This window comes from Nocardioides phosphati, from assembly GCF_014646375.1.
GTDB lineage: Bacteria > Actinomycetota > Actinomycetes > Propionibacteriales > Nocardioidaceae > Nocardioides > Nocardioides phosphati.
The window spans coordinates 242927-265944 of sequence record NZ_BMNI01000001.1; the positions used below are offsets into that span (position 1 = coordinate 242927).

At 72.4% G+C, this 23018-nt stretch carries 16 protein-coding genes; 5 read left to right on the forward strand and 11 right to left on the reverse strand.

Features of this window, described 5'->3' with window-relative positions:
- Positions 1–23 precede the first annotated feature (23 nt).
- From IEX47_RS01210 to IEX47_RS01220, 3 genes are read left to right on the forward strand one after another with little or no spacing between them, the layout of a single operon-like run.
- Positions 24–1103, forward strand: coding sequence for an ABC transporter ATP-binding protein (locus IEX47_RS01210; RefSeq protein WP_188782088.1), 1080 nt, complete (start codon positions 24–26; stop codon positions 1101–1103).
- Positions 1084–2046 (forward strand): carbohydrate kinase family protein, encoded by a 963-nt coding sequence (locus tag IEX47_RS01215; RefSeq protein ID WP_188782090.1) that lies wholly within the window; start codon positions 1084–1086, stop codon positions 2044–2046. The genes IEX47_RS01210 and IEX47_RS01215 overlap by 20 nt, the downstream gene beginning before the upstream one ends.
- Before the next feature lie 10 nt (positions 2047–2056).
- Positions 2057–3280: a DUF4032 domain-containing protein gene (locus IEX47_RS01220; RefSeq protein ID WP_188782092.1), complete on the forward strand. Its 1224-nt coding sequence runs from the start codon at positions 2057–2059 to the stop codon at positions 3278–3280.
- On the opposite strand, the gene hutI is transcribed toward IEX47_RS01220, so the two are convergent.
- The 5 genes from hutI to hutH are packed head-to-tail and all read right to left on the reverse strand — an operon-like array spanning position 3261 to position 10126.
- Positions 3261–4418, reverse strand: coding sequence for an imidazolonepropionase (gene hutI / locus IEX47_RS01225; protein WP_188782093.1), 1158 nt, complete (start codon positions 4416–4418; stop codon positions 3261–3263). The two genes, IEX47_RS01220 and hutI, sit on opposite strands and share 20 nt — an antisense overlap.
- Entirely contained in the window at positions 4415–5728 is a 1314-nt protein-coding gene (locus IEX47_RS01230) for a formimidoylglutamate deiminase (protein ID WP_188782095.1), read from the reverse strand. The genes hutI and IEX47_RS01230 overlap by 4 nt, the downstream gene beginning before the upstream one ends.
- Positions 5725–6915: an allantoate amidohydrolase gene (locus tag IEX47_RS01235; protein ID WP_308423233.1), complete on the reverse strand. Its 1191-nt coding sequence runs from the start codon at positions 6913–6915 to the stop codon at positions 5725–5727. Before IEX47_RS01235 ends, IEX47_RS01230 begins: the two co-directional genes overlap by 4 nt.
- An 8-nt stretch (positions 6916–6923) precedes the next feature.
- Complete coding sequence (gene hutU / locus IEX47_RS01240) at positions 6924–8585, reverse strand: urocanate hydratase (protein ID WP_188782097.1); 1662 nt, start codon at positions 8583–8585, stop codon at positions 6924–6926.
- Positions 8582–10126 carry a histidine ammonia-lyase gene (hutH, locus tag IEX47_RS01245; protein ID WP_188782099.1) on the reverse strand — a complete coding sequence of 515 codons (1545 nt, stop codon included), beginning with the start codon at positions 10124–10126 and terminating at the stop codon, positions 8582–8584. Before hutH ends, hutU begins: the two co-directional genes overlap by 4 nt.
- A gap of 125 nt (positions 10127–10251) precedes the next feature.
- On the opposite strand from hutH, the gene IEX47_RS01250 reads away from it, so the two are divergent.
- Positions 10252–11004 carry an IclR family transcriptional regulator gene (locus IEX47_RS01250; RefSeq protein ID WP_188782101.1) on the forward strand — a complete coding sequence of 251 codons (753 nt, stop codon included), beginning with the start codon at positions 10252–10254 and terminating at the stop codon, positions 11002–11004.
- A 4-nt stretch (positions 11005–11008) separates the two neighbouring features.
- Here IEX47_RS01250 and IEX47_RS01255 read toward each other — a convergent pair whose 3' ends face one another.
- A complete protein-coding gene (locus IEX47_RS01255; RefSeq protein WP_188782103.1) occupies positions 11009–12721 on the reverse strand; it encodes a glycoside hydrolase family 13 protein in 1713 nt (570 codons plus the stop codon).
- A 99-nt stretch (positions 12722–12820) separates the two neighbouring features.
- On the opposite strand from IEX47_RS01255, the gene pgm reads away from it, so the two are divergent.
- Complete coding sequence (pgm, locus tag IEX47_RS01260; protein WP_188782104.1) at positions 12821–14452, forward strand: phosphoglucomutase (alpha-D-glucose-1,6-bisphosphate-dependent); 1632 nt, start codon at positions 12821–12823, stop codon at positions 14450–14452.
- 39 nt (positions 14453–14491) lie between these two features.
- Here the strand turns inward: pgm and glgA are convergent, their stop codons facing one another.
- Genes glgA through glgX form a run of 5 tightly spaced genes read right to left on the reverse strand, consistent with a single transcriptional unit; the run spans position 14492 to position 22997 of the window.
- On the reverse strand, positions 14492–15646 hold the full coding sequence (gene glgA, locus IEX47_RS01265) for a glycogen synthase (RefSeq protein ID WP_188782836.1): 1155 nt from the start codon (positions 15644–15646) through the stop codon (positions 14492–14494).
- 11 nt (positions 15647–15657) lie between these two features.
- Positions 15658–16866 (reverse strand): glucose-1-phosphate adenylyltransferase, encoded by a 1209-nt coding sequence (gene glgC, locus IEX47_RS01270; RefSeq protein ID WP_188782107.1) that lies wholly within the window; start codon positions 16864–16866, stop codon positions 15658–15660.
- Positions 16863–18794 carry a 1,4-alpha-glucan branching protein GlgB gene (gene glgB / locus IEX47_RS01275; protein WP_188782108.1) on the reverse strand — a complete coding sequence of 644 codons (1932 nt, stop codon included), beginning with the start codon at positions 18792–18794 and terminating at the stop codon, positions 16863–16865. The genes glgC and glgB overlap by 4 nt, the downstream gene beginning before the upstream one ends.
- Positions 18791–20845: a maltotransferase domain-containing protein gene (locus IEX47_RS01280; protein ID WP_188782110.1), complete on the reverse strand. Its 2055-nt coding sequence runs from the start codon at positions 20843–20845 to the stop codon at positions 18791–18793. The genes glgB and IEX47_RS01280 overlap by 4 nt, the downstream gene beginning before the upstream one ends.
- Positions 20832–22997, reverse strand: coding sequence for a glycogen debranching protein GlgX (glgX, locus tag IEX47_RS01285; protein ID WP_188782112.1), 2166 nt, complete (start codon positions 22995–22997; stop codon positions 20832–20834). The genes IEX47_RS01280 and glgX overlap by 14 nt, the downstream gene beginning before the upstream one ends.
- Between the last annotated feature and the right edge of the window lie 21 nt (positions 22998–23018).

Sequence of the window (23018 nt, forward strand, 5' to 3'; positions counted from 1 at the left end):
AAGACAGTCAAGGAGAAACCCTCATGGCACGAGTGACCTTCAATGGCACCCAGCGGTGGTACCCGGGCACGGACAAGCCGGCGGTGCCCGGCATCGACCTGGACATCGAGGACGGCGAGTTCATGGTGCTCGTCGGTCCGTCCGGGTGCGGCAAGTCGACGACCCTGCGGATGCTCGCGGGCCTGGAGGAGGTGAACGCCGGCACGATCCACATCGGTGACCGTGACGTCACCTCCATGCCGCCCAAGGACCGCGACATCGCGATGGTCTTCCAGTCGTACGCGCTCTACCCGCACATGAGCGTCGCGGACAACATGGGCTTCGCCCTCAAGATGGCGAAGGTCCCGAAGGAGGAGCGCGACCGCCGCGTCCGCGAGGCCGCGGAGATGCTGTCGCTGACGGAGTACCTCGACCGCAAGCCGAAGGCGCTGTCGGGTGGCCAGCGGCAGCGCGTCGCGATGGGCCGCGCGATCGTCCGCAAGCCGCAGGTGTTCTGCATGGACGAGCCGCTGTCCAACCTGGACGCGAAGATGCGCGTGCAGACCCGCACCGACATCGCCAAGCTCCAGCGCGAGCTGGGCGTCACGACCGTCTACGTCACCCACGACCAGGTCGAGGCGATGACGATGGGTGACCGGGTCGCGGTGATGAAGGACGGCCTCATCCAGCAGGTCGACACCCCGCTCAACCTCTACGACAAGCCGGCGAATCTCTTCGTCGCGGGCTTCATCGGCTCCCCGCAGATGAACCTGCTCACCGGCGTCGCCGCCGACGGCGGCGTCAAGGTCGGCGGCTTCACGATGCCGGTCGACCCCGCCGCAGTGAAGGCCACGTCGGGCGACGTCGTCGTCGGCGTCCGCCCGGAGAGCTGGCGGATCGTCGGTGCCGGCGAGGGACTGCCGGTCACCGTCAACGTCATCGAGGAGCTCGGCGCCGACGCCTTCGTCTACGGCACCTGCGAGGCCGAGGGCACGCCCCACGACATCATCGTGCGCGTCCACGGGCGTGACGCGACGCAGAAGGGCGACGTCCTGCACGTCACGACCGACCCCTCCAGCGTCCACGTCTTCGACAAGGAAACCGGTGCCCGCCTCTCCGACTGAGCCGACTGAGCCGACCGGGCCGACCGCGTCGACCGGGGCGGCTGCTCTCGTCATCGGCGAGGCGCTCATCGACCTGATCCGCCGACCGGGGCAGCCCGACGACGCACGCGTGGGCGGCAGCCCGCTCAACGTCGCCGTCGGCCTCAGCCGGCTCGGCGTCCCGGTGGAGCTGCTGACGCACCTCGGCTCGGACGCGTACGCCGACCTCGTCACCGGCCACCTCGACGCCAATGGCGTCCGGGTGGCCGAGGGGTCGGTCGGTCCCGGGGCGACCTCGACGGCGGCCGCCACGATCGGCCCCGACGGCGCCGCGACGTACGACTTCGCCATCGACTGGGCGCTGCCCGGCGTCCCGCGGCGTACGCCGGAGCTGGTGCACACCGGCTCGATCGGCGCCGTGCTCGCGCCGGGAGCCGAGGTCGTCGAGGAGACGCTGCAGGCGGTCCGCGGGACGGCGACGGTCAGCTACGACCCCAACGTGCGTCCGCAGCTGATGGGCGACCTCCACCTCGCCCGGAAGCAGGTCGAGGGGCTCGTCGGGCTCGCCGACGTCGTCAAGGCCAGCGACGAGGACGCCGCCTGGCTCTACCCCGACCTCACCGTCGCGGACGTCGTGCGGCACTGGCTCGGCCTGGGACCGGCGCTGGTCGTCGTCACCCGCGGCGGCGAGGGCGCGTACGCCGGCACCGTGGCCGAGGTCGCCGAGGTCACCGCCCCGCGCACCACGGTCGCCGACACCATCGGCGCCGGTGACTCCTTCATGGCCGGGCTGCTCGCCGCGCTCTCCGACGCGGGCCTGCTGGGTCGTGCGCAGGAGGGCGCGCTGCGCTCCCTGGCCGGCGAAGACCTGCGCCGCGTGCTCACCTTCGCTGCTGCGTGCGCCGCCGTCACGGTCTCGCGACCGGGTGCAGACCCGCCGCGCCGCGCGGAGATGCCGGACTGAGGGAGGGGCCGTGAGGTTCGTCTTCAACCCGCCCGCCGACGGGGCCGCCGAGCTGCTGGACCTGCCCTGGGAGACCCCGCTCGCCGACTGGCAGGTCGACTCGCTCGTCGAGGTCCCGACGGCGGGCATCCACCGCCACGTCGTGCAGTTCGTCGAGACGGTGGCGGGCATCTTCGTGCTCAAGGAGCTCCCCGACGACCTGGTCCGCCGTGAGTACAACCTGCTGCGCGACCTCGCCCACGACTCCATCCCGGCGGTCGAGGTCGTCGGCGCCTGCCTCGAGCGCGAGGGCCAGGACGCGATCCTGGTGACCAGGTTCCTGGCCTACTCCGCGACGTACCGGCGGCTGCTGAGCACGATCCAGGCGGGGCCGCAGTTCGACGCGCTGATCGGCGCGATGGTCGAGCTGCTGGTGCGGCTGCACGTCGGCGGCTACCTGTGGGGCGACTGCTCGCTCTCCAACACGCTCTTCAAGCTCGACGCCGGCGACCTCGAGGCCTACCTGGTCGACGCCGAGACGATGGAGCACCACCACGGGCTCAGCGACGGCCAGCGGCAGATGGACCTCGACTCGGCGTACGAGCGGATCGGGGGTGAGCTGCTCGACCTGGAGGCGGGCGGCCTGCTCGACCCGCAGATCGACCCCGTCGAGACCGCCGATCGCGTGATGGAGCGCTACCGCGCGCTGTGGTGCGAGGTGACGCGCGACGAGGTGATCCCGCGCGACGAGCAGCGCTACCTGATCGGCGAGCGGATGCGGCGGATCGAGGAGCTCGGCTTCGACGTCGACGAGGTCGAGCTGCTGCCCGCCGAGGACGGCTCGAAGGTCCGGCTGCGCACACGCGTCGCGGATCCGGGGCGGTGGCAGCGGCTGCTGCGCAGCCGCACTGGCCTCGAGGTCCAGGACCGCCAGGCACGCCGGCTGCTGGCCGACATCGCCAGCTTCCGGGCATGGCTGGAGCAGTCCACGGGGCGCCAGGTCTCCGAGGCGGCAGCCGCGACCCGCTGGCTGGTCGAGTGCTTCGACCCGGTCGTCTCCGAGATCCCTGCGGAGCTGCGCGGCAAGCGCGACGAGGCCGAGGTCTTCCACGAGGTGCTCGAGCACCGCTGGCTGCTCTCCGAGCGGGCCGGCCACGACGTGAGCACGTCGGTGGCCGCCCGCGACTACTTCGACACGGTGCTGCCGGACCTGCCGACCGGCACGATCCCGGTGATCACCGACGAGATCCGGTGATCACCGACGCGACCAGGGGCACGCCCGGCCGGTAGGCCAGGTGCACGTGGCTCGGGGCATCGAGGACGACCAGGTCGGCCCGGCTGCCGGGCACGAGGCGCCCGACGTCGGTGCGGTCGAGCGCTGCCGCGCCTCCCGCGGTCGCGGCGTGGACGGCCTGTGCGGGGGAGAGGTGCATGTCACGCACGGCCACCGCGATGCAGAACGGCAGCGAGCTGGTGAAGCACGAGCCCGGGTTGCAGTCGGAGGCCAGCGCGACCTGCACGCCCGCGTCGAGCAGTCGCCGCGCGTCGGGGTAGGGCTGCCGCGTCGAGAACTCCACGCCCGGCAGCAGGGTCGCGACCGTGCCGGCCTCACGGAGGGCGTGGACGTCGTCGTCGGTGAGGTAGGTGCAGTGGTCCACGGCGACGAGGCCCAGCTCCGCCGCCAGCCGTACGCCGGGCCCCGGCCCGAGCTGGTTGGCGTGCAGGCGCCCGCGCAGTCCGGCCCGCATGCCCGCGGTCAGGACCTCGCGCGCCTGGTCGGCGTCGAAGGCTCCCGTCTCGCAGAAGGCGTCGATCCACCGGGCGTGCGGTGCCGCCGCGTCGAGCATCGGGCCCGTGGCGAGGGCGACGTAGCCCGCCGGGTCGTCGGCGTACTCGGGCGGGACGACGTGGGCGCCGAGGAAGGTGGTCTCGTCGGTGAGCTCGCGGGCCAGGCGGAGCGAGCGGGCCTCGTCGTCGACGGTGAGTCCGTAGCCGGACTTGATCTCGACGGTGGTCGTGCCCTGCGCGCGCATCTCGGCGACCAGGCGCGCCATCCGGGCGCGGAGGTCGGCGTCGCTCGCTGCGCGGGTGGCCGCGACGGTCGTCCGGATCCCGCCGGCGGTGTAGGGCTCGCCGGTCATCCGGGCCCGGAACTCCTCGGCGCGGTCGCCCGCGAAGGCGAGGTGGCTGTGGCTGTCGACGAAGCCGGGCAGCACCGCGCGGCCCTCGAGGTCGCGACGCTCGTCGGCTGCGGGGGCGTCAGCGGCGTCACCGACCCAGGCGACGTGGTCGCCCTCGATGACCAGGGCCGCCTCGTGACGGAGCCCGAGCAGGTCGTCGGCAGCGGGGTCGTTGGTGACCAGCTCGCCGATGTTGGTGAGGAGGAGGCTCATGACCAGACCCTTTCGATCGCCGTGGCCAGCGCGCGCCCGACGGCTCCATGATCGCCCTCGAAGACGACCTGGCCGTCGGACACGACGTGCCGCACGTCGGCGGAGGTGGCGGCGAAGACCGCCGTGTGGGCGCCGGCGCCGGTGCCCGCCGTACGGGAGGAGGTGGTGTCGAGGGTGACCAGGTCGGCGCGCTGCCCGACCGCGATCGCTCCCGCGTCGGGGAAGCCGAGGCTGGCCTGGCCCGTGGAGCTCGCGGCGTCCAGCAGCTCGCTGGCGGTCCACTGGCCGCGGGCTTGCCTGGCGAGGCGCTCGTCCATCTCGAGGGCGCGCATCTCCTCGAAGCCGTCGATCACCGCGTGGCTGTCGGAGCCGAGGGTCAGCCGCGCGCCGGCGGCCGCCAGCGCCTGGCTCGGGCCGATGCCGTCGCCGAGGTCGCGCTCGGTGGTGGGGCAGAAGGAGGCGTAGGTGTGGCTCTCGCCCAGCAGCCGGATGTCGTCGTGCGTCAGGTGGGTGGCGTGGACGGCGCTGGTGGTGGGGCCGAGCAGGCCGTGGTCGGCGATCAGGCGCGTGGGCGTGACGCCGTGGGCGGCGAGGCAGTCGTCGTTCTCCTGCACCTGCTCGGAGAGGTGGACGTGCACGGGTCGGCCGGCCTCCACGTGGGGTCGGAACGCGCCGAGGTCGTCGGCCGGCACAGCACGCACGGAGTGGGCGGCGACACCGATGACGGACTGGTCGTCCCCGGCGAGCGCGGCCACCCGCTCCTGCCAGGCGCCGGCCGTGCCGTCGGAGAACCGTCGCTGCACGCCCTCGGGAGCGGCGCCGAACCCGCTGGAGAGGTAGAGCGTGTCGAGCAGGGTGATCCTGATGCCGGCGTCGCGCGCGGCGGCGAGGAGGGCGCGGCCCATCGCGTTCGGGTCGGCGTAGGGCACCCCGTCGGGCTGGTGGTGCAGGTAGTGGAACTCGCCCACGGACGTGTAGCCGGCGGCCACCATCTCGGCGTACGTCGCCCGGGCCAGCGCGTAGTAGCTGTCGGGGTCGAGGCGGCCGGCGACGGCGTACATCTGCTCGCGCCAGGTCCAGAAGGTGCCGCGGCCGGCCTGCGTGCGGCCGCGGAGCGCGCGGTGGAAGGCGTGGCTGTGGGTGTTGGCCAGGCCCGGCAGGGTGAGGCCGGCGAGCCGGCGTGCGGTGGCGCTGGAGACGGCGGTGGAGCCGGCCTCGACGCGGGTGAAGCGGCCGTCGGCGATCTCGACGAGCACGTCGTCGCGGACCTGGCCGTCGACCCATGCGCGCTCGAGGAGGTAGCGGATCATCGGACCAGCTCCGTCAGGGCGTCGGCCAGCGCCTCCACGCCGGCGAGGCAGTCGGCGGTCTCCGCGCTCTCGAAGGGGGAGTGGGAGACGCCCGACGGGTTCCGGACGAAGAGCATCGCGGTGGCGATGCCGGCCTCCTGCAGGATCCCGGCGTCGTGCCCGGCCTGCGTCGGGAGCACCGGTACGCCGCCGAGCCGCGCCGCGAGCCGATCACGCAGGGGTACGTCGAAGCGGACCTCGCCGCTGACCGACTCGGGGGTCACCGCGACCGCGGTGCCGTCGTGGTCGGCGTGCGTGGCGGCCTCGGCCCGGATCGCCTCGACGAGGTCGGCGAGCGCAGCGTCCGAGTCGGCGCGGGCGTCGAGCCAGGCGGTCACCTGTGACGGCACCGCGTTGGTGCCGTTGGGACGGACGTCGAGCCGGCCGAAGGTGGCGCGCTGGTGGGTCGCTCGGGCGTGGGTTGCCGCGGCCAGGGCTGTCGCCGCGTAGGTCAGCATCGGGTCGGCGCGGTCCTCCATGCGGGTGCTGCCCGCGTGGTCGGCACGACCGGTGAGGTCGAAGCGGTAGCGCCCATGGGGCCAGATCGTGCTGCACACCCCCACGGCTGCGTCGTGGTCGATGAGCGCACGGCCCTGCTCGACGTGGAGCTCGACGTAGGTGTCGACGCCCTCCAGCAGGGTGCTGCGCGCGCCGTCCGCCGGGCCCTCGACCACGTCGCCCAGGCGGACGCCCTCACGGTCGGCCAGCTCGCGCGCGTCGGCCCAGTCCGTGGCGCCGACGGCGAGGCGGGAGCCGAGGCAGGCCCGGCCGAAGCGCGAGCCCTCCTCCTCCACGAACGCCGCGACACCGAGTGCGCGCGTGGGCGTGATGCCGCGCTCACGCAGCAGGTCCACCGCCGCGAACGACGAGACCACACCCAGCGGGCCGTCGTACGCGCCGCCGTCGAGGACCGAGTCGAGGTGGGAGCCGGTCAGCACCTTGCCGTCGGCGGCGGTGGATCCCCACCAGGCGACCAGGTTGCCGAAGGGGTCCTCCTCGACGACGAGCCCCCGCGCCGACGCCTGCTCGCGGAACCACGCACGCAGCTCGAGCTCGGCGGAGTGCCAGGGCTGGCGGAAGTAGCCGCCGCTCTGCGGGCTGCGGCCGACGGGGGCGAGGTCGCCCCACATCTCCTCGAAGCCGGCCACCACCTGGATCAGCCCTCCTGCATGGGGATGCGTACGCCGCGCTCGGCGGCGACCTCGGAAGCCCGGTCGTAGCCCGCGTCGACGTGGCGGATGACGCCCATGCCGGGGTCGTTGGTGAGCACGCGCTCGATCTTCTGCGCGGCGAGGTCGGTGCCGTCGGCGACGCAGACCTGGCCGGCGTGGATCGAGCGGCCCATGCCGACGCCGCCGCCGTGGTGGATCGAGACCCAGGTGGCGCCCGACGCGGTGTTGACCAGCGCGTTGAGCAGCGCCCAGTCGGCGATCGCGTCGGAGCCGTCGAGCATCGCCTCGGTCTCGCGATACGGCGAGGCGACCGAGCCGCAGTCGAGGTGGTCGCGGCCGATCACGATCGGAGCGCTCAGCTCGCCGGAGGCGACCATCTCGTTGAACTTCAGGCCGGCCAGGTGGCGCTCGCCGTAGCCGAGCCAGCAGATGCGCGCCGGGAGGCCCTGGAAGTGCACGCGCTCCTGCGCCATGCGGATCCACTTGTGCAGCCGGGCGTTGTCGGGGAAGAGCTCGAGGATCGCCTCGTCGGTCTTGCGGATGTCCTCCGGGTCGCCCGAAAGAGCCGCCCAGCGGAACGGGCCCTTGCCCTCGCAGAAGAGCGGGCGGATGTACGCCGGCACGAAGCCGGGGAACGCGAAGGCGCGGTCGTAGCCGCCCTTGCGGGCCTCGTCGCGGATCGAGTTGCCGTAGTCGAAGACCTCGGCGCCGGCGTCCTGGAACTCCACCATCGCGCGGACGTGGGCGGCCATCGAGGCCTGCGCCTCCTTGGTGAACCCGGCCGGGTCGGCGGTGGCGCGCTCGTGCCACTCCTCGAACGGGACGCCGAGGGGCAGGTAGGAGAGCGGGTCGTGGGCCGAGGTCTGGTCGGTCACGATGTCGATCGGCGCCTTGCGCGCGAGCAGCTCGGGGAAGACCTCGGCGGCGTTGCCGAGGAGGCCGATCGAGAGTGGCTTGCGGGCATCGCGGGCCTCCACCGCCAGCGAGAGCGCGTGGTCCAGCGACTCCGCCTGGACGTCGAGGTAGCGGTGCTCGATGCGGCGCTTGATCCGGGTGTCGTCGACGTCGACGCAGATCGCGACGCCGTCGTTCATCGTGACCGCGAGGGGCTGGGCGCCGCCCATGCCACCCAGACCGGCGGTCAGCGTGATGGTTCCGGCCAGTGTGCCGTCGAAGCGCTTGTCCGCCACGGCCGCGAAGGTCTCGAAGGTGCCCTGCAGGATGCCCTGGGTGCCGATGTAGATCCACGAGCCGGCGGTCATCTGGCCGTACATCGTCAGGCCGAGCTCCTCCAGCCGGCGGAACTCCTCCCAGTTGGCCCAGTCGCCCACGAGGTTGGAGTTGGCGATGAGCACGCGCGGGGCCCACTCGTGGGTGCGCATGACACCGACCGGCTTGCCGCTCTGCACGAGCATCGTCTCGTCGGGCTCGAGGTCACGCAGCGTGCGCACGAGCGCGTCGTACGCCTCCCAGCTGCGCGCGGCCTTGCCGGTGCCGCCGTAGACGACGAGGTCCTCGGGGCGCTCGGCGTTCTCGGGGTCGAGGTTGTTCATCAGCATCCGCAGCGGCGCCTCGGTCTGCCACGACTTCGCGGACAGCTCGGTGCCGGTGGCGGCGTGGATGGGAAGACGCGGATTGGTGGTCATGCGAGCTCTCCGATCACGGACTCGGCGGCGGCCAGGACCGCGCCGGAGGCGACGAGCGAGACGGCGGTCTCGATCTCGGGGGACAGGTAGCGGTCCGGGCCGGGGCCCTGGACGCCGGCCTCACGCAGGAGGCGTACGACGGCAGCGGTGGCGGGCGACGGCGTGAGGGGTGCCCGCAGGTCGAGCGCGCGGGCGGCGGTGAGCACCTCGACGGCGAGGACGCGGGTCAGCCCGTCGACGGACTTCCGCAGCTTGCGGGCCGCGGACCAGCCCATCGAGACGTGGTCCTCCTGCATGGCGCTGGACGGGATCGAGTCGACCGAGGCCGGGTTGGCCAGCCGCTTCATCTCCGAGACGATCGCGGCCTGCGTGTACTGCGCGATCATGTGGCCGCTGTCGACGCCCGGGTCGTCGGCGAGGAACGGCGGCAGCCCGTGGTTGCGGGCCTTGTCGAGGAAGCGGTCGGTGCGGCGCTCGGAGATCGAGGCGACGTCCGCGGCGATGATCGCCAGGAAGTCGAGGACGTAGGCGACCGGGGCGCCGTGGAAGTTGCCGTTGGACTCGACGCGCCCCTCCTCGGCGAGGACGACGGGGTTGTCGACGGCGGAGGCGAGCTCGCGGCCGGCGACCGATGCGGCGTACTCGACGGTGTCGCGGGCGGCGCCCTGGACCTGCGGGGTGCAGCGGAGCGAGTAGGCGTCCTGGACGCGGTTGCAGTCGGGGCCGCGGTGCGACGCCACGATCCCGGAGTCGGCCATCAGCCGCATCAGGTTGGCGGCCGACGAGGCCTGGCCGGGGTGCGGGCGGATCGCCTGCAGCTCGGGGGCGAAGACCCGGTCGGTGCCGAGCTGGCCCTCGACGGACATGGCGGCGGCGATGTCGGCGACCTTGAGGAGCCCGCGCAGGTCGGTGAGCGCGAGGACGAGCTGGCCGAGCATGCCGTCGGTGCCGTTGATGAGGGCGAGGCCCTCCTTCGCGCCGAGCTCGACAGGGGAGAGGCCGGCGGCGGCGAGCGCCTCGGCGGCCGGCATGAGCGTGCCGGACGCGTCGCGGACCTCGCCCTCGCCCATCAGCGCGAGCGCGCAGTGGGAGAGCGGGGCCAGGTCGCCCGAGCAGCCGAGCGAGCCGTACTCACGCACCACCGGGGTGATGCCGTGGGTCAGGAAGGACGCGAGCAGCTGCGCCGTCTCGCGGCGTACGCCGGTGTGGCCGGTGCAGAGCGTCGAGAGGCGGAGCAGCATCAGGCCGCGGACCACCTCGCGCTCGACCTCCGGGCCGGAGCCCGCGGCGTGCGAGCGGACCAGCGACTTCTGCAGCTGCGTGCGCATCTCGGTGGGGATGTGCCGGGTCGCCAGCGCCCCGAACCCCGTCGAGATCCCGTACGCCGGGACCGGGGCCGCCGCGAGCTCCTCGACGACCGCGCGGGCACGGTCGATGGCGGTCAGTGCCTCGTCGCCGATCGTGACCGCGGAGCCGTCGCGGGCGACCGCGACGACCTCCGCCATCGAGACCGGGCCGACTCCGATGGTGACGTGTTCCATGCCTCCATTGCAGCCCTCCGAAGGGTCGCTGCGCCATGGTTGGCAACTGCTGGCTATCTCGTATCCGAGACAATCGTGCGTCTCGAATCCGAGACGGGCCGGAAACCCCGTGACACGATCACGCCATGAGCAACGTGCCTGCGGCCACCCGGACCCTGCGGGTGCTGCGCTACCTCGCCTCGCAGGCCGACCCGGTGCCGATCGAGTCGATCATGCGGGCCTGCGAGCTGCCGCGGAGCACGACGTACCACCTGGTCAACGCGATGATCGACGAGGGCTTCGTGGTCCACCTGCCCGAGGAGCGGCGCTACGGGCTGGGCGTGAGCGCCTTCGAGGTGGGCAGCGGGTTCTCGCGGCAGGCACCCCTCCAGAGGATCGCCCGACGACCCCTCGCGCAGCTCGTCGACCGGGCCGGGCAGAGCGCCCACCTGGCGGTGCTGCACGGGCGCGACGTGCTCTACGTCCTCGAGGAGCGCGCGCCCGGACGGCCCCACCTGGTCACCGACGTCGGCGTCCGGCTGCCGGCGCACCTGACCGCGAGCGGCCGGGCGATCATGGCCAGCCTGCCGCCCAGCCAGGTGCGCGCGCTCTACCCCGACCGGGCGGCGTTCACCGACCGCACGGGAAGCGGCCCGCAGTCGCCCACCGCCCTCCGTGCGGTGCTGACGGAGACGCGCCGCCGTGGCTTCGCGGTCGAGGACGGCGAGGTCACCCCCGGGCTGCGCAGCGTGGCCGTGCCCGTCGTGGACCACAACGGCCACCCGGTGGCGGGCATCGCGGTCACCTACCCGGCCGCCGACCCGGCTCCGCCGGCCGACCTGGTTGCGTGGTGCGCCCGCCAGGTCAGCCAGCGGCTCGGCGCCCGGCGTACGGACTAGCGGGTCAGGCCCGCAGCCAGGCCGTCGTCTCGCCGGGAAGCCGTCCGTCGACGAGCGGGCTGCTCGACAGCAGCACCTCGCCGGCAGGCAGGTCCACGGGCTCCGTGCCGAAGTTGCTGACCACGGTCCAGCCGCCCGGGCGCTCGAAGCGCAGGACATCGGCCCGGCCGGAGTCGAGCCAGGTGAGCTCCTCGGCGGTCTGCAGCTCGTGGCGCAGGGCCAGTGCCTGCCGGTAGAACGCCAGCGTCGAGCCCGCATCGGCCTCCTGCACGCTCACGGCGTACGTCGAGAACCAGGCGGGCTGGGGGAGGTGGGCGCCACCAGGACCGAAGCCGAACGAGGGACCCTCGGGGGTCCACGGCAGCGGCACGCGGCAGCCGTCGCGGCCGACCTCCTCGCCCTGCGTCCGGAGGAACGCCGGGTCCTGCCGGTCGGCGGCGGGGATCTGCCCCGCCTCCTGGAGGCCGAGCTCCTCGCCCTGGTAGAGGTACGCCGAGCCGGGCAGGGCGAGCATCAGCAGCGTCGCCGCCTTCGCGCGCCGGAGCCCGCGGGGGATGTCGAGCGCTGCCGGGTCACCGCCCTCGCGCAGCCACTGCTTGCCGTCCTTGCCGCCGGACATGATCCCGCCGGCCGAAGCGGCGGAGTCGTCGGGCAGGGCGTAGCGGGTCGCGTGGCGCACGACGTCGTGGTTGGAGAAGACCCAGGTCGTCGAGGAGCCGGAGGCGTCGGCGAAGGCGAGGTTGTCGACGATGATCCGCCGGAACTCTGCGGCGTCGTAGTCGGCCATCAGCAGGTCGAAGTTGAACGCCTGGCCGAGCCCCTCGGGGGAGGCGTAGCGGGCCCGGCGGTGCGCGGGCACCCAGGCTTCCGCGACGGCGATGCGCGGCGGGTCGTACTCGTCGAAGATCCGGCGCCAGTCGGCGTAGATCTCGTGCACCTCGTCGCGGTCCCAGATCGGGTGCTGGCCGTCGACGAAGAGGTGCTCGTGCCCCTGCCGTACGTCGAGGAGCGCGTCGAACGCCGGGTCGAGGTTCTTGGTCAGCGCGTGTGCGACGTCGATGCGGTAGCCGTCGACACCGCGGTCGGACCAGAAGCGCAGCGTCGTACGGAAGTCCTCGCGGACCTCCTCGTTGGACCAGTTGAAGTCGGGCTGCTCGGAGGCGAAGAGGTGGAGGTACCACTGCCCCGGGGTGCCGTCGGGCTCGGTGATCCGGTCCCACGCCGGGCCGCCGAAGAGCGAGACCCAGTTGTTGGGCGGGAGCTCGCCGTTGTCGCCCTTGCCGTCGCGGAAGATGTAGCGGTTGCGCGCCGCCGAGCCGCGCGGCGAGGCGAGTGCCTCCTGGAACCACACGTGCCGGTCGGAGGAGTGGTTGGGGACGACGTCGACGATCACCTTGATGCCGGCCGCGTGGAGCGCGGCGGTCATCGCGTCGAACTCCTCGAGCGTGCCGATCCTCGGGTCGACGTCGCGGTAGTCGTCGACGTCGTAGCCGCCGTCGGCGAGCGCCGAGGGGTAGAACGGGCTGAGCCAGACCGCGTCGATGCCGAGCGCGGCGAGGTAGGGGACCCGTGACGTGATGCCGGCGAGGTCGCCGATGCCGTCGCCGTTGGCGTCGGCGAAGCTGCGCGGGTAGATCTGGTAGACCGCTGCCTGGCGCCACCAGTCGGCGTCGGTGGAGGGAAGGGCCGCGGGGTGCGAGGCTGCGTCGGGAGTCACCCCACCATTGTGCACAGAGATGGCGGGACTTTCGTATTGCCAAAGGCAAAAGTCGCGCACTACGGTGAAGTATCCGTCCGACGAGAGGTTTCCACCCCGATGACCGAGCCCGGCACCCGCGCCACCGAGAGCGACCTCGTCGACGTGGCGCGTCTCGTCACCGCCTACTTCACGGTGGACCCGGACCCGGAGGACCCCGACCAGCGCGTCGTCTTCGGCACCAGCGGCCACCGGGGCTCCTCGCTCACCGCCTCCTTCAACGAGGCCCACATCGCCGCCACCACGCAGGCGATCTGCGAGTACCGCGCCCAGTGCGGCTACACCGGCCCGCTCTTCCTCGGCCGTGACACCCACGCGCTCTCCGACCCGGCCTGGGTGACCGCGCTCGAGGTGCTCGCCGCCAACGACGTCACGGTTCTGGTCGACTCCCGCGACGGCTACACCCCGACGCCTGCCCTCTCGCACGCGATCATCACCGCCAACGGCGGCCGTGTCTCCGGGCCGGGCCTCGCCGACGGCATCGTCGTCACCCCCTCGCACAACCCGCCGGCCGACGGCGGCTTCAAGTACAACCCGCCCCACGGTGGCCCGGCCGACACCGACGCCACGAGCGTCATCGCCGCGCGCGCCAACGAGCTGATCGCGGGCAACCTCGCCGGCGTACGCCGGGTGCCGGTGACCGTCGCGCTCGCCCGCGCCGGGCGCTACGACTTCCTCGGCGCGTACGTCGACGACCTGCCCTCCGTGGTCGACCTCGACCGGATCCGCGAGGCCGGCATCCGCATCGGGGCCGATCCGCTGGGTGGTGCGAGCGTCGACTACTGGGCCACGATCGCCGAGCGCCACCGCCTCGACCTGACGGTGCTCAACCCGCTCGTCGACCCGACCTGGCGCTTCATGACGGTCGACTGGGACGGCAAGATCCGCATGGACTGCTCCTCGCCGTACGCGATGGCGAGCGTGCTGGAGCGGCGTGACGGCTTCGACCTCCTCACCGGCAACGACGCCGACGCCGACCGCCACGGCATCGTCACGCCCGACGGGCTGATGAACCCCAACCACTACCTCGCCGTCGCCATCGGCTACCTCTTCGGCGGCGCCCGTCCCGGCTGGGCGCCGGAGACGAGGATCGGCAAGACGCTCGTCTCGTCCTCGATGATCGACCGGGTCGCCGCCGAGGTGGGCCGGCCGCTCGAGGAGGTGCCGGTCGGCTTCAAGTGGTTCGTGCCCGGCCTGATCGACGGCTCGATGGGCTTCGGTGGCGAGGAGTCCGCCGGGGCCTCGCTGCTCCGCCGGGACGGCACCACCTGGACCACCGACAAGGACGGCATCGTCCTCGCGCTGCTGGCCAGCGAGATCCAGGCCGCCACCGGCCAGTCGCCGAGCGACCTCTACCGCGGACTGACCGAGCGCCACGGTGCGCCCGCCTATGCCCGCATCGACGCCCCGGCCGACCGCGAGCAGAAGGCGCGCCTGGCCCGCCTCGCGCCTGCGGATGTGGCTGCGGTCGAGCTCGCCGGCGAGCCGATCACCGCGCGCCTCACCACCGCTCCCGGCAACGGCGCCGCGATCGGCGGCCTCAAGGTCACCACCGAGTCGGCGTGGTTCGCCGCCCGGCCGTCGGGCACCGAGGACGTCTACAAGATCTACGCCGAGTCGTTCCGCGGCGCCGACCACCTCGCGCAGGTGCAGGCCGAGGCCAGGGAGATCGTCAGCGCCGCGCTCGGCTGACCCGCGCGCGGGGCCCGGGACGGGCGCGCGCGGGTCCCCTCAGAGCAGCGAGCGGTAGAGCTCCACGGTGCGCTCGGCGATCGGGCGCCAGTTGAAGTGCTCGCGCACGCGCTCCAGCCCGGCTTGCCCGAGGGACGCAGCCAGGGCCGGGTCCTCCACGAGCCGGTTGGCCGCGGCCGCGAGGGCAGCCTCGAACGCCGCCGGGTCGGCCGCCTCGTACGGCGCGAGGAGGCCGGTGCGACCGTCCTCGACGACCTCGGGGATGCCGCCGACGTTGCTCGCGACGACCGCGGTGCCGCAGGCCATCGCCTCCAGGTTCACGATGCCGAGCGGCTCGTAGACCGACGGGCAGCAGAAGAAGAGCGCGTGGCTGAGCACCTCGCGCACCTGCTCCGGCGGGAGCATCTCGGAGACCACGAAGACGCCGGTGCGCTGCGCGTGCAGCTCCGCGATCGCCGCGTCGGTCTCCGCCTTCAGCTCCGGGGTGTCCGCAGCGCCGGCGAGCAGCACGAGCTGCAGGTCGGGGTGGAAGTCGAGGGCCGCCCGCAGCAGGTGCGGGACGCCCTTCTGCCGGGTGATCCGGCCGACGAACGCGGCGTACGGCCGGTCGGGGTCGACGCCGATCTTGTCGAGCGTCGCGCGGCCGGGATCCGGGAAGTAGAGCGAGGTGTCGATGCCGTTGTGGATGACATGGACGCGTGAGGGCGACACCGCCGGGTAGGCGCGCAGGATGTCGTCACGGGTCGCCGACGAGACCGCGATGACCGCGTCGGCCGCCTCGTACGCCGTCTTCTCCGCCCAGCTCGAGACGCGGTAGCCACCGCCGAGCTGCTCGGCCTTCCACGGCCGGTCCGGCTCGAGGGAGTGGGCGGTGATCACGTGGGGCACGCCGTACAGGAGCTTGGCCCAGTGGCCGGCCATGTTGGCGTACCAGGTGTGCGAGTGGACGACCTCCGCCGAGGCGCAGTCCGCCGTCATCGCCAGGTCGGCGGAGAGCACCCGCAGCGCGGCGTTGGAGTCGGCCAGGCGCGGGTCGTCCTCGGAGTGCGCGGTGGCGCCGGGACGGTCGGGACCCATGCAGACCACCGAGGTGTCGACGAGCGACGCCAGCTCGCGGACCAGGAAGTCCACGTGCACGCCGGCTCCGCCGTAGATGTACGGCGGGTACTCGCGCGTCAGCACGCTCACCCGCAGCGACGAGCCGCTCATACGAGCTGCCCCTTGCCGATCACGACGATGCCGCCCTCGCTGACGTGGAAGCCGCGGCGGCGGTCCTCCTCGTGGTCGATGCCGATGAGGGTGCGCGGCGGGATGACGACGTTCTTGTCGACGATCGCGTCGCGCAGGATTGCACCGCGGCCCACGTGCACGCCGTCCATGAGAACGGTGCGCTGGATCGCGGCGCCGTCGTCGACACGCACCCCCGTGCCGATCACGGAGGCGTCGGTGTTGGCGCCGGAGACGATCGAGCCGGCGCAGACGATCGAGTCGCGCACCGACGCGCCGTGCACGAACTTCGCGCCCGGGAGCTGCGCGGGCAGGGAGTAGATCGGCCACTCCTGGTTGTAGAGGTTGAACTCCGGTGACGCGGAGACCAGGTCGAGGTGGGCGTCGTGGTAGCTGTCGATCGTGCCGACGTCGCGCCAGTAGAAGCGGTCGTCGCCGATCGAGCCCGGGATCTCGTTCTCCTTGAAGTCGTAGACCGCGGCCAGCTGCTTCGCGACCATCGCGGGCACGATGTCGCCGCCCATGTCGTGGAGCGAGGCGGGGTCCTTGGCGTCGGCCTCGAGCGCCTCGATCAGGACGTCGGCGGTGAAGACGTAGTTGCCCATCGAGGCGAGCACCTCGTCGGGGGAGTCGGGCAGGCCCGGCGGGTCGGCCGGCTTCTCGAGGAACTCGTCGATCGTGGTGCCGTCGTCCTTGACCGTCATCACGCCGAACTGGTTCGCCTGGCTCCGCGGCACGCGGATGCCCGCGACCGTGACGCCCGCGCCGGAGGCGATGTGTGCGTCGACCATCTGGCGCGCGTTCATCCGGTACACGTGGTCGGCGCCGAAGACGACGATGATGTCGGGGCGCTCGTCGATGATCAGGTTCATCGACTGGTAGATCGCGTCGGCGCTGCCCTGGTACCACTGCTTGCCGCGGCGCTGCTGCGCCGGCACCGGGGTGACGTAGTTGCCGAGCATGCTCGACATCCGCCAGGTCAGCGAGATGTGGCGGTCGAGTGAGTGCGACTTGTACTGCGTCAGCACCGCGCACTTGAGGAAGCCCGAGTTGATCAGGTTCGACAGGGCGAAGTCGATCAGCCGGTAGCTCCCCGCGAACGGGACGGCGGGCTTGGCCCGGTCCTCGGTCAGCGGCATCAGTCGCTTCCCCTCGCCGCCGGCGAGGATCAGGCTCAGCACCTTCATGCGGTGTCTCCATCGTTCTGCGGCACTGCTGTGCCGTGGTCGGGGGCGGGCGCCAGCCACAGGACGCCGGCAGGGGGAAGGACGAGCACGGTGGAGGCCGGGTGGTCCTGCCACGGGTCGTTGGTCGCCTCGACGGAGCCGAGGTTGCCCACCCCGCTCCCGCCGTACGCCGCGGCGTCGGTGTTGAGCACCTCGTCCCACCGCCCGGCGCAGGGCAGCCCGAGGCGGTAGTCGTGGACGGGGCGACCGGACACGTTCGCGACGACGACGACCGGCGTGCCGTCGGCCGAGCGGCGGACGAAGGCGAGCACGTCGTAGCCGGCGCCGCCCATGTCGAGCCAGCGGAAGCGCGAGGGGTCGCCGTCGGAGTCCCACAGGGCGGGGAGGCGGCGGTAGGTCGCGTTGAGGTCGGTGACCAGCCGGCGTACGCCGTCGTGCTCGGGCTCGCCGAGCAGCCACCAGTCGAGCTCGCGCTGCTCGGCCCACTCGGAGGCCTGGCCGAACTCGCCGCCCATGAAGAGCAGCTTCTTGCCCGGGTGGCCGTACTGCAGCGCGTAGAGCGAGCGCAGGTGCGCGAAGCGGTTCCAGCGGTCGCCGGGCATCTTGTCGAGCAGCGAGCCCTTGCCGTGCACGACCTCGTCGTGGCTCAGCGGCAGGAGGTAGTTCTCGGAGAACGCGTAGACCAGCGTGAAGGTGACGTCGCCGTGGTGGTGGCCGCGGTAGAGCGGGTCGCGCTGCAGGTAGTGCAGCGTGTCGTGCATCCACCCCATGTTCCACTTGAATCCGAAGCCGAGCCCGTCCTGGTCGGTGGGGCGCGTGACGCCCGGCCACGACGTGGACTCCTCGGCGAGCGTGAAGGCGCCGGGCACCTCGCGGTAGACCGTGGCGTTGAGCTCCTGGAGGAACTGCACCGCCTCGAGGTTCTCGCGGCCGCCGTGGACGTTGGGCTCCCAGCCGCCGTCCTCGCGGGAGTAGTCGAGGTAGAGCATCGAGGCGACCGCGTCGACGCGGAGGCCGTCGACGTGGAACTCCTCGAGCCAGTAGAGCGCGTTGGCGACGAGGAAGTTGCGGACCTCCGGGCGGCCGAAGTCGAAGACGTAGGTGCCCCAGTCGGGGTGCTCGCCGCGGCGCGGGTCGGGGTGCTCGTAGAGCGGGGTGCCGTCGAAGCGGGCCAGCGCGAACTCGTCCTTGGGGAAGTGCGCCGGCACCCAGTCGAGGATGACGCCGATGCCGGCGTTGTGCAGCGCGTCGATCAGCCGACGCAGGCCGTCGGGGTCGCCGAAGCGCGCGGTCGGCGCGTAGTAGGAGCTCACCTGGTAGCCCCACGAGCCGCCGAAGGGGTGCTCCATCACCGGGAGCAGCTCGACGTGGGTGTAGCCCAGCTCCACGACGTACGCCGTGAGGTGCTCGGCCATCTCGTCCCACGACCAGCTGGCGCCGTCGGGGTGGCGGCGCCACGAGCCGACGTGGACCTCGTAGACCGACATCGGGGCGAGGTCGGGCCGGTCGGTGCGCGAGGCCATCCAGGCGTCGTCGGACCACGTGTGGGCGCTGTCGAAGGCGACCGACGCGGTGCGCGGCGGCTCCTCCGTACGCCGGGCCATCGGGTCCGCCTTCTCGCGCCACGTGCCGTCGGCGCCGAGCACCGCGAACTTGTAGGCGAAGCCGGGGGAGAGGTCCGGGACGAAGAGCTCCCACACACCGGAGCCGCCGAGCCGGCGCATCTCGTGCGCGTGGCCGTCCCAGTGGTTGAAGTCGCCGATCACGTGCACCGTGCGGGCGTTGGGCGCCCAGACGGTGAAGGACGTGCCGGTGGTGCCGTCGACCGTGCGGGTGTGGGCACCGAGCACCTCCCAGAGGCGCTCGTGGCGGCCTTCGCCGATCAGGTGCAGGTCGAGCTCGCCGAGAACGGGCGGGAACTGCGTCATCGCTCCTCCTTCGCCGAGCGCCGGGCGCTCAGCACGTGGGCCGGCCGGGTGGCCGGGTCGAGGTGGACGTAGGTGTGCTCCGACCAGCGCCAGGTGCCCGGCGAGAGGAGGTCCTCGACCTCGATCTCGTCGTGCCAGTCCAGGCCGAGCGCGGGCATGTCGAGGTGGACGGTCGTCTCGCGCGCCGCCGTCGGGTCGAGGTTGACGACCACGATCACCAGGTCGCCGGTCACGACGTCGCGCTTGCTGAAGCAGAGCACGGCGTCGTCGTCGGTGCGGTGGATGGCGACGTTGCGCAGCTGGCGCAGGGCCGGGTGGCTGCGGCGGATCTCGTTGAGCCGCGTGAGGTACGGCGCGAGCGACTCGCCGCGCTCCTCCGCGGCCGCCCAGTCGCGGACCTTCAGCTCGAACTTCTCCGAGTGGAGGTACTCCTCGGCGCCCGGCCGCAGCGGGGTGTGCTCGAGCAGCTCGAACCCGGCGTACACGCCCCAGCTGGAGGAGCCGGTCGCGGCGAGCACGGCGCGGATCTGGAACGCCGCGCGCCGCCCGCTCTGCAGGAACGTCGGCAGGATGTCCGGGGTGTTGACCCAGAAGCTGGGCCGGATCCGGTGGCTGGTCTCGTGCGACACCTCGCGCAGGTAGTCCTCGATCTCGCGGCGCTCGTTGCGCCACGTGAAGTAGCAGTAGGACTGCTGGAAGCCGACGGCCCCCAGCGCCTGCAGCATCGCCGGCTGCGTGAAGGCCTCCGCCAGGAAGACCACGTCCGGGTCCGTACGCCGGATGGCGGCGAGCAGGTCGGCCCAGAAGTGGACCGGCTTGGTGTGGGGGTTGTCGACGCGGAAGGTGCGGACGCCGAGCTTCATCCAGTGGCGGAGGATCCGCTCGGACTCCGCCAGGATGCCGGCGTAGTCGTTGTCGAAGTTGACCGGGTAGATGTCCTGGTACTTCTTCGGCGGGTTCTCCGCGTACGCGATCGAGCCGTCGACGCGGGTGGTGAACCACTCCGGGTGCTCGGTGACCCACGGGTGGTCGGGCGCCGCCTGGAGGGCGAAGTCGAGCGCCACCTCGAGCCCGAGCTCGTTCGCCCGGGCGACGAAGGCCCGGAAGTCCGCCTCGGAGCCCAGGTCGGGATGGATCGCGTCGTGTCCGCCGTCCTTCGAGCCGACCGCCCACGGCGAGCCGACCCAGTCGGCGGGGTGCTCGCCCGGCGGGTCGAGGACGACGTTGTTGGGCCCCTTGCGGTTGACCTCGCCGATGGGGTGGATCGGCGGCAGGTAGATGATGTCGAAGCCCATCGCGGCAACGGCCGGCAGGCGCTCGGCGGCCGTGCGGAACGTCCCGGAGACCAGCCGGCCGTCGGCGTCGGCGTACGCGCCCTCGGAGCGGGGGAAGAACTCGTACCAGCTCGAGGCGAGCGCGCGCTCGGGGTCGACGAAGAACGGGTACGCGCCACTGACCGTGAGCAGGTCGCGCAGCGGGTAGCGCGCGAAGAGCTCCAGGAGCTCGGGTGACTCGACCATCGCCAGCCGGGTCTCGACGGCGACCCGGTCGTCGGCGAGGACCTTGCGGATCCGGTTGGCCGCCGGGCGGTCGGCCCGCGTCATCTTCGTGCCGGCGAGCCAGCGCGTCAGCAGCGCGACGCCCTCGGCGAACATCAGGTCGACGTCGACGCCGGCGCGGATCTTCACCGTCGCGGCGTGGTGCCAGGTCTCGAGGGGGTCGCTCCAGGCCTGGATCCGGAAGGTCCACGCACCGACCTCGTCGGCAGCCACGGTGGCGCTCAGCCGCGCCCGCTCGTGCTCGAGCGGCTGCATGCGCACGGGCGCGCGCTCCTTGCCGCGGGGATCGGTGAGCACGACCTCGGCGCCGAGCGCGTCGTGCCCTTCGCGGAAGACGAGCGCGGTGACGTCGAAGGGCTCGCCGACCGCCGCCTTCGTGGGCAGTGCGCCGCCCTCGATGACGGGCGCGACCTCCATGACCGGGATCCGGCCGATCACGCCCCGGGTCGCGCCCCGGGTCGCGCGCTGGGTCACGGGCTCAGTGCTGCTCATGGTGGTCATCCGTTCGGGTCTGCAGGAGGACGAGGGAGTGCGGCGAGAGGGGCATGGTCTGGCCGGCGTCGACCGGGGTGCCGACCGGCAGGTGATCGTCGGTGGAGAGGACGACGACGCCGGAGGTCACCCACGGGTTGTCGGCGAGCAGGCAGTCACACGGGTTGCCGGAACCGTTGAGCCAGAGCAGGAACGACGCGTCGTTGAGGACCTCGCCGCGCGGCCCCACCTCCCGCAGCGGCGAGCCGGAGACGAACATGCCGACCACCCGGAGCTCGTCGTCGTGCCAGTCGCCGTCGGTCATCTCGCGACCGGTCGGGTGGATCCAGGCGAGGTCCTTCGGGCCGCCGCGGACGGTCGGCCGTCCCTCGAAGAAGTGGCGCTGGCGCAGGGCCGGGTGCTCACGGCGGATCCGCAGCGCGGTGCGGGTGATCTCGTGGAGGTCGAGCCAGGTCTCGTCGGCCCAGTCGACCCAGGACGTCTCGTTGTCCTGGCAGAAGGCGTTGTTGTTGCCGCCCTGGGTCCGCCCGCGCTCGTCGCCCGCGGTGAGCATCGGCACGCCGCTGGAGAGGCACAGCGTCGCGAGCAGGTTGGCCGCGATCCGGTGTCGCATGGCGACGACCGCGGGGTCGTCGGTCTCGCCCTCGATGCCCCAGTTGTGCGAGCGGTTGTTGTCGGTGCCGTCGCGGTTCTCCTCGCCGTTGGCCTCGTTGTGCTTGGCGTCGTAGGAGACCAGGTCGCGCAGCGTGAACCCGTCGTGGGCGGTCACGAAGTTCACCGACGCGTACGGCGAGCGGCCGTCGTCGGCGTACAGGTCGGCGGAGCCGGAGACCCGGGTCGCGACCGTGCGGATGCCGTCGGAGTGGCAGCGCCAGAAGTCGCGGATCGTGTCGCGGTACTGGTCGTTCCACTCGACCCACGGCGGCGGGAACTCGCCGACCTTGTAGCCGTCCATGGAGGCGTCCCACGGCTCGGCGATCAGCTTCGCGTGGCGCAGGACCGGGTCCTGGTTGATGGTGGTGAGGAGGGCTGCGTGCATGTCGACGGCGTACCCAGTCCGCGTCAGTGCTGACATCAGGTCGAAGCGGAACCCGTCGACGTGCATCTCCGTGACCCAGTAGCGCAGCGAGTCGAGGATCAGCCGGAGGGTGCTGGGGGTGGAGCTGTCGACGGTGTTGCCGCAGCCCGTGACGTCCCAGTAGGTGTCCTCCCAGGGGGCGTCGTCCTCGGTCTCCTCCGGCTTCTGCACGCGGCGGTAGGACCCGAGGTCGTCGAGGCCGCGGAAGCTGAGCGTGGGGCCGAGCGCACCGCCCTCGGCGGTGTGGTTGTAGACCACGTCGAGGATCACCTCGATGCCGGCGGCGTGGAGGTCCTTGACCATCTGCTTGAACTCGGTGACCTGCTCGCCGCGGTCGCCCGAGGAGGAGTACGTGTTGTGGGGCGCCAGGAAGCCGAGGGAGTTGTATCCCCAGTAGTTGGCGAGCCCGCGGTCGAGGAGCGCGGGCTCGGAGAAGAACTGGTGCACGGGCAGCAGCTCGACCGCGGTCACGCCGAGGTCGGTGAGGTACGCGATCGTCGCGGGGTGGGCCAGGCCGGCGTACGTGCCGCGCAGCTGCTCGGGGACCTCGGGGTGGAGCTTCGTGAAGCCGCGGACGTGGAGCTCGTAGATGACCGTGTCGCGCCAGCGGCGGCGCAGCGGGGCGTCGTCGCCCCAGTCGAAGTCATCGCGCACGACGACGCTGCGCGGGGTGACCGCGGCCGAGTCGAGCTCGCTGCGCTTGGCCGGCTCCTCGAGGTCGTGGCCGTAGAGGGCCGGGTCCTGCGTGATGTCGCCGGAGACGGCGTGGGCGTAGGGGTCGAGCAGCAGCTTCGCGGGGTTGAAGCGCAGGCCGGCCGCCGGCTCCCACGGGCCGTCGGCGCGGTAGCCGTAGCGGGTGCCGGGCGTGACGCCGGGGATCCGCGCGTGCCAGACCCCGAGGCTCCGCTCGGTCAGCTCGTACGCCGTCTCGTGGTCGTCATCGTCGAAGAGGCAGAGCCAGACCCGGGTCGCGCCCGGCGCGTGGACCGCGAAGTTCGTGGACTCGGCGGACCAGGTGGCTCCCAGCGGCCAGTTCTGGCCGGGCCACTGCGGGGCGGTCGCGGGGGAACTCATGGCTCAGACCACCGTCACTCG

Excerpts from the sequence above, each read along its gene's own strand:
- IEX47_RS01250 (WP_188782101.1), top strand. The coding sequence starts at position 10,252 with ATGAGCAACGTGCCTGCGGCCACCCGGACCCTGCGGGTGCTGCGCTAC.
- IEX47_RS01230 (WP_188782095.1), bottom strand. The coding sequence starts at position 5,728 with ATGATCCGCTACCTCCTCGAGCGCGCATGGGTCGACGGCCAGGTCCGC.
- pgm (WP_188782104.1), top strand. The coding sequence starts at position 12,821 with ATGACCGAGCCCGGCACCCGCGCCACCGAGAGCGACCTCGTCGACGTG.
- glgC (WP_188782107.1), bottom strand. The coding sequence starts at position 16,866 with ATGAAGGTGCTGAGCCTGATCCTCGCCGGCGGCGAGGGGAAGCGACTG.
- glgX (WP_188782112.1), bottom strand. The coding sequence starts at position 22,997 with ATGAGTTCCCCCGCGACCGCCCCGCAGTGGCCCGGCCAGAACTGGCCG.
- glgB (WP_188782108.1), bottom strand. The coding sequence starts at position 18,794 with ATGACGCAGTTCCCGCCCGTTCTCGGCGAGCTCGACCTGCACCTGATC.
- IEX47_RS01210 (WP_188782088.1), top strand. The coding sequence starts at position 24 with ATGGCACGAGTGACCTTCAATGGCACCCAGCGGTGGTACCCGGGCACG.
- IEX47_RS01280 (WP_188782110.1), bottom strand. The coding sequence starts at position 20,845 with ATGAGCAGCACTGAGCCCGTGACCCAGCGCGCGACCCGGGGCGCGACC.
- hutU (WP_188782097.1), bottom strand. The coding sequence starts at position 8,585 with ATGACCACCAATCCGCGTCTTCCCATCCACGCCGCCACCGGCACCGAG.
- hutI (WP_188782093.1), bottom strand. The coding sequence starts at position 4,418 with ATGAGCCTCCTCCTCACCAACATCGGCGAGCTGGTCACCAACGACCCC.
- hutH (WP_188782099.1), bottom strand. The coding sequence starts at position 10,126 with ATGGAACACGTCACCATCGGAGTCGGCCCGGTCTCGATGGCGGAGGTC.